Origin of the sequence: Pusillimonas sp. (assembly GCF_035515275.1) — a bacterium.
Classification (GTDB): Bacteria; Pseudomonadota; Gammaproteobacteria; order Burkholderiales; family Burkholderiaceae_B; genus Pusillimonas.
Window position 1 is genome coordinate 1 of record NZ_DATJBQ010000049.1, and the last position, 4,984, is coordinate 4,984.

Sequence of the window (4,984 nt, forward strand, 5' to 3'; positions counted from 1 at the left end):
GGGGCAGATGGACATGTCCCAGTCGATGCAGGCGGCCAATCTGATCGGCAAAGACGTATTGGTGCCGGGCGAAAAGATCGCGCTGGGCAGCACCAATGTAGACGGCGTGAAAACCCCGATCGCGACGCCTTTCGGCGTGGATCTTATTTCGGACGCCGCCAAGATGGTCATCACCATTCAGGACGTCAGCGGCAAGGCCGTGCGCCAGATTGAGCTCGAAGGCCCGCACACTGCGGGGGTCATGTCCATGCAGTGGGACGGCAAGGACGATTCCGGCCTGGCAGTGGGCGACGGTGCTTACACCGTCAAGGTCGCGGCCATGGACGCCGAGGGCGAGCTGGTGGCTTCCGAAGCCTTGACTTCGGGCAGGGTTTCCAGTGTGGCTTACGCCTCTACCGGCTTGCAGCTTGAGCTTGGCCTGGCCGGCAAGTATTCGCTTTTTGATATTCGCAAAATCATGTAGCAACGCGTCGATGCGACGGCAGTCTCGTCGCGCGGCTTCATTTGAATCAAATACATTAAACGAGGTTAATCATGGGTTTCGGACAAGGCTTGAGCGGACTGAACGCCGCAGCGCAGAATCTGGATGTCATCGGCAACAACATTGCCAACTCAGGCACGGTGGGCTTCAAGTCGGGCTCGGCCACGTTCGCCGACGTTTATGCCAGCAGCCGCGTGGGCCTGGGCGTTCAGGTGGCCAGCATCAACCAGCGCTTCACCGTGGGAACCATCAGTTCCACCGGCAACCAGTTCGACATGGCCATCGACGGCGCCAAGGGTTTGTTCCGTGTCCAGGATCCCAGCGGCAACATCCTGTACACCCGCAACGGCCAGTTCTTCGCCAATAAAGACAACTACATCGTCAACGCCCAGGGCCAGCGCCTGACCGGCTACGGGGTGAACGGCACCGACCTGCAGCCCATCATGGTGCCCGTAGGCAACATCGCGCCGCGCGCCACGGATGTGGTTACGACCAAGACCAACCTGGATGCGAACGCGCCGGCGATCAGTCCGGTTTCTTTGCCGGTAGTGGACGGCACCATTGTGTTGGCCGGAGGGCCGGCTCCCGGAACTTACACGTACCGGGTCAACGCCGACGGTGAAGTCGTATGGAACGGGACGCCTCCTGTTGACGGCGCCTATACCTCGGCCGATGGTAGTGCCGTCAACATCGCTGCGCTGAACCCGTTGCCTGCCAGCGCGCTGCCTGCAGTGGGTGCAGGCGAAACTGCTTTCGCAAACGGTACCATTATTTTGGCAGGCGGGCCGACTCCCGGCACCTACACCTACCGGGTCAACGCCGGCGGTGAGGTGGTGTGGAATGGAACGCCCCCTGCTGACGGTGCCTATACGTCCGCCGACGGCAGTGCGGTCGCTGTCGATGCGGCGACTCCCTTGACAGCCGCCAGTCTTTCACCCGGTGTGGGTGAGAATGCCTATGCTGCCGGTACGGTCGTACTGGCCGGAGGGCCGACTCCTGGAACCTACAACTACTGGGTCGACGCCTTTGGAGACATTGTGTGGGAGGGAACACCTCCCGGTGCTGGAGCATACACGTCGGCCAATGGTGGTGCGGTCACCATCACTGCGGGCGCTCCTTTGCTGGCCGGCGCGCTGCCTCCAGCGGGAGCGGGCGAAAATGCCTTTGCCCCCGCCGTCATCGGCCACCCCTTCAACCCGGCCAACCCTGACAGCTTCACCCACTCGTTGCCGATTTCGGTCTATGACTCGCTGGGCAATGCCCATCAGTTGACCCAGTACTTCGTAAAACGCGAAAGTGCAACGCCCAATGAAAGCTCCTGGCAGGTGTATTACCGCTTGAACGGAAACCCGATAACCTCGCACCCTGACACGGCGCCGGCGAGCCTCACATTTGCCAGCAACGGCCTGATGCTTGCCGGTGGTACGCAGACCCTGAATATCGCCAACCCCGGCGGTACCAACTCGCCGGCTGATGCTATTACTATCAACCTGAGCTATGCCGGTTCGACCCAGTTCGGCGGTGAGTTCAGCCCCAACTTTACGCAAACCGGTTACCCCACCGGCGAGTATGCCGGCATGTCCATCGCCACGGACGGCGCCATTGTGGCCAACTACACCAACGGCGAAACACAGGCCATGGGTTACGTGGCCCTGGCCGACTTCAACAACCTGCAAGGACTGCAGCCCGTGGGCGGCAACGCCTGGGTTGAAACGGGCGCCTCGGGCGGTCCCGTGGTGGGCCGACCCGGCAGCAACGGCCTTGCCACGCTGCAGGGCCAGTCGGTGGAAGAGTCGAACGTGGACATGAGCCAGGAGCTGGTCAACATGATTATTGCCCAGCGCACCTACCAGGCCAATGCCCAGACCATCAAGACCCAGGATCAGGTGCTGCAAACCCTGATCACCATGCGATAGGGCAGGGCATGGACCGCATTATCTACACGGCGGCCAATGGCGCGAACCGCGTGCTGGATCAGCAAACGGTGTTGTCCAACAATATGGCCAACGTCAACACCACGGGTTTTCGCGCGCAGTTGCTGAACTACCGCTCGGTGCCGGTGGTGGCCGAGCAAGGCTTGCCCACCCGCGTCTCAACCGTGGCCACCACGCCGGGCAGCAACTTCGAGCAGGGCGTCATGACCGAAACTGGTCGCGCGCTTGATCTGGCCATTACGGGCGATGGCTGGTTCAGCGTGCAGACCCCCAATGGCGAGGCTTACACCCGGGGCGGCGAATTCGGCGTGAACCCGCAAAGCCAACTGGTGAACCGCGACGGTTACGTGGTGATGTCGGCCGACAACATGCCCATCGAGATTCCCGATCGCGGCACGGTCACGTTCTCTAGTGACGGCACCATTACGGCCTTGGGTGCCGGCGACAACCCCGCAGACATTCAGGTGCTGGGCCAGATAAAACTGGTGAACCCGCAGGCCGCCGCCATGCAGCGCGGCGACGACGGCTACTTTCGCACTGACCCGAACGTACAGCCCGCTGTGGCCGCCGACCCCGCTGTGCGCGTGCTGTCGGGCTTCGTGGAAAAGAGCAACGTCAGCCCCGCCGAAACCATGGTGGCACTAATCGAAAACGCCCGCCGCTTTGAAATGCAGATGAAGGTGATTCAGGACGCGGGCAGCAATGCCCAGCAGGCCAACTCCATCCTGTCGATCAGCGGCTGAACTTAATTTGGATGCGCACGGCGCATCAACAAGGAAACAAAAATGATACGCTCACTCTGGATCGCCAAGACGGGCCTGGAATCGAACCAGACCCAGATGGACGTTATCTCGAACAACCTGGCCAACGTCAATACGGCGGGCTTCAAGCGCAGCCGCGCGGTGTTCGAAGACCTGATGTACCAGACCATACGCCAGCCCGGCGCCCAGGTGGGTGTGGCCAACCAGTTGCCTTCGGGCTTGCAGGTGGGTACGGGTACACGTGTGGTCGCGACCGAGCGTGTTCATACCCAGGGCAACCTGAAAGACACCGGCAATTCACTGGACATCGCCATCCAGGGCAACGGCTTTTTGCAAGTTGAAATGCCCGACGGCACCTTTGCCTACACGCGCGACGGCAGTCTGCAGGTGGACCAGAACGGCCAGTTGGTCACGGCCGGCGGATACCCGATTCAGCCGCCCATCAACATACCCGACAATGCACTAAGCATCACAATCGCGCGCGACGGTACCGTGTCGGTCACCCAGCCCGGCGCCATTGGCACCAATGTGCAAGTGGGCGAGCTGCAGTTAAGCACCTTTATCAGCCCCACCGGCCTGCAAAGCCAGGGCGAGAACCTGTACGTGGAAACCGACGCGTCGGGTCCCGCCAACTTTGCTGCCCCCGGCCTGGACGGCGCCGGCCTGATTCTTCAGAACTACGTCGAGACCTCCAACGTCAACGTGGCCGAAGAATTGGTCAACATGATCACCACCCAGCGCGCGTATGAGATGAACAGCAAGGCTATCCAGACTTCTGACCAGATGCTGGCCCGGTTGACCCAGATTTAACGGAACCAGTTGTCTTGCCAATGCGCCACTTCTTTCGCCTTTGCCTGACCTGCCTGTTTGCCTTTGTGGTTACGGGCTGCGCGATGATACCGCCCGAGCCGATCGTGACCGGCCCGCTTACGGCACCGCCGCCCGCGCCGCAGCAGATGCCTGCCCCGGCGGCCAACGGCGCTATTTATCAGCCTACCGCTTACGGCAACTACCCCTTGTTCGAAGACAGGCGTCCGCGTAATGTGGGCGACATCGTGACGGTGGTTATTCAAGAGCGCACCAACGCGGCCAAGAGCGTGGCCACGGCTTCCAATCGAAGCGGTGGCGCCAGCCTGGGGCTCGATGTCGTGCCGTCATTCTTTCCGCCTGGGCTGGGCCCGCAGCAGGGCTTCGACATCAGCGGGGCTAACGATGCCGAAGGTACGGGCTCCAGCCGTGCCAACAACACCTTCACCGGCACCATTACCACCACGGTTATCGGCGTACTGCCCAACGGCAACCTGCAAATAGCCGGCGACAAGCAAATTGCCATTAATCGGGGCAGCGAGCACATTCGCTTTTCGGGCGTGGTCGACCCGCGTTCCATTACCGGGTCAAACACGGTCGCTTCAACGCAGGTGGCCGATGCGCGCATCGAGTTTCGCAGCAAAGGGCGCATGGACGAAGTGCAGACCATGGGCTGGCTGCAGCGCTTTTTCTTGAATATCTCACCGTTCTGAGGATGTTTGTGCCGCTAGGTTCTTTCCGTTTCACCGCTTTATCCAGCCGTGCGCTGCGCGTTGCCGCCGGCCTGACCCTGCTTCTGGCGGGCGTGTTGGCCGCACCGACCGCTCAGGCTGACCGCATCAAGGACCTGGCGTCGATCCAGGGCGTGCGTGCCAACCAGCTTATCGGTTACGGCCTGGTGGTGGGGCTTGATGGCAGCGGAGACCAAGTGCGGCAGTCGCCCTTTACTCAGCAAAGTCTCACCAATATGCTGTCGCAACTGGGCGTGACCGTACCGCAAA

At 61.4% G+C, this 4,984-nt stretch carries 6 protein-coding genes and 1 pseudogene; all 7 read left to right on the forward strand.

Annotation, left to right across the window (positions count from 1 at the left end):
- Window positions 1–463: FlgD immunoglobulin-like domain containing protein (locus VL003_RS03240; protein WP_325439527.1), on the forward strand; the 463-nt coding region annotated here is incomplete at its 5' end.
- Window positions 464–534: 71 nt separating this feature from the next.
- Window positions 535–1,155 (forward strand): annotated as a pseudogene (locus VL003_RS03245) (flagellar hook-basal body complex protein); the annotation flags it as partial.
- Window positions 1,156–1,518: 363 nt separating this feature from the next.
- Window positions 1,519–2,397 (forward strand): flagellar hook protein FlgE, encoded by an 879-nt coding sequence (locus VL003_RS03250; RefSeq protein ID WP_325439535.1) that lies wholly within the window; start codon window positions 1,519–1,521, stop codon window positions 2,395–2,397.
- A gap of 8 nt (window positions 2,398–2,405) precedes the next feature.
- Window positions 2,406–3,158 (forward strand): flagellar basal-body rod protein FlgF, encoded by a 753-nt coding sequence (gene flgF, locus VL003_RS03255; protein ID WP_325439529.1) that lies wholly within the window; start codon window positions 2,406–2,408, stop codon window positions 3,156–3,158.
- A 42-nt stretch (window positions 3,159–3,200) separates the two neighbouring features.
- Complete coding sequence (gene flgG, locus VL003_RS03260; protein WP_325439531.1) at window positions 3,201–3,986, forward strand: flagellar basal-body rod protein FlgG; 786 nt, start codon at window positions 3,201–3,203, stop codon at window positions 3,984–3,986.
- A 20-nt stretch (window positions 3,987–4,006) separates the two neighbouring features.
- A complete protein-coding gene (locus tag VL003_RS03265; protein ID WP_325439533.1) occupies window positions 4,007–4,696 on the forward strand; it encodes a flagellar basal body L-ring protein FlgH in 690 nt (229 codons plus the stop codon).
- Window positions 4,697–4,698: 2 nt separating this feature from the next.
- Window positions 4,699–4,984: flagellar basal body P-ring protein FlgI (locus VL003_RS03270; RefSeq protein ID WP_414708228.1), on the forward strand; the 286-nt coding region annotated here is incomplete at its 3' end.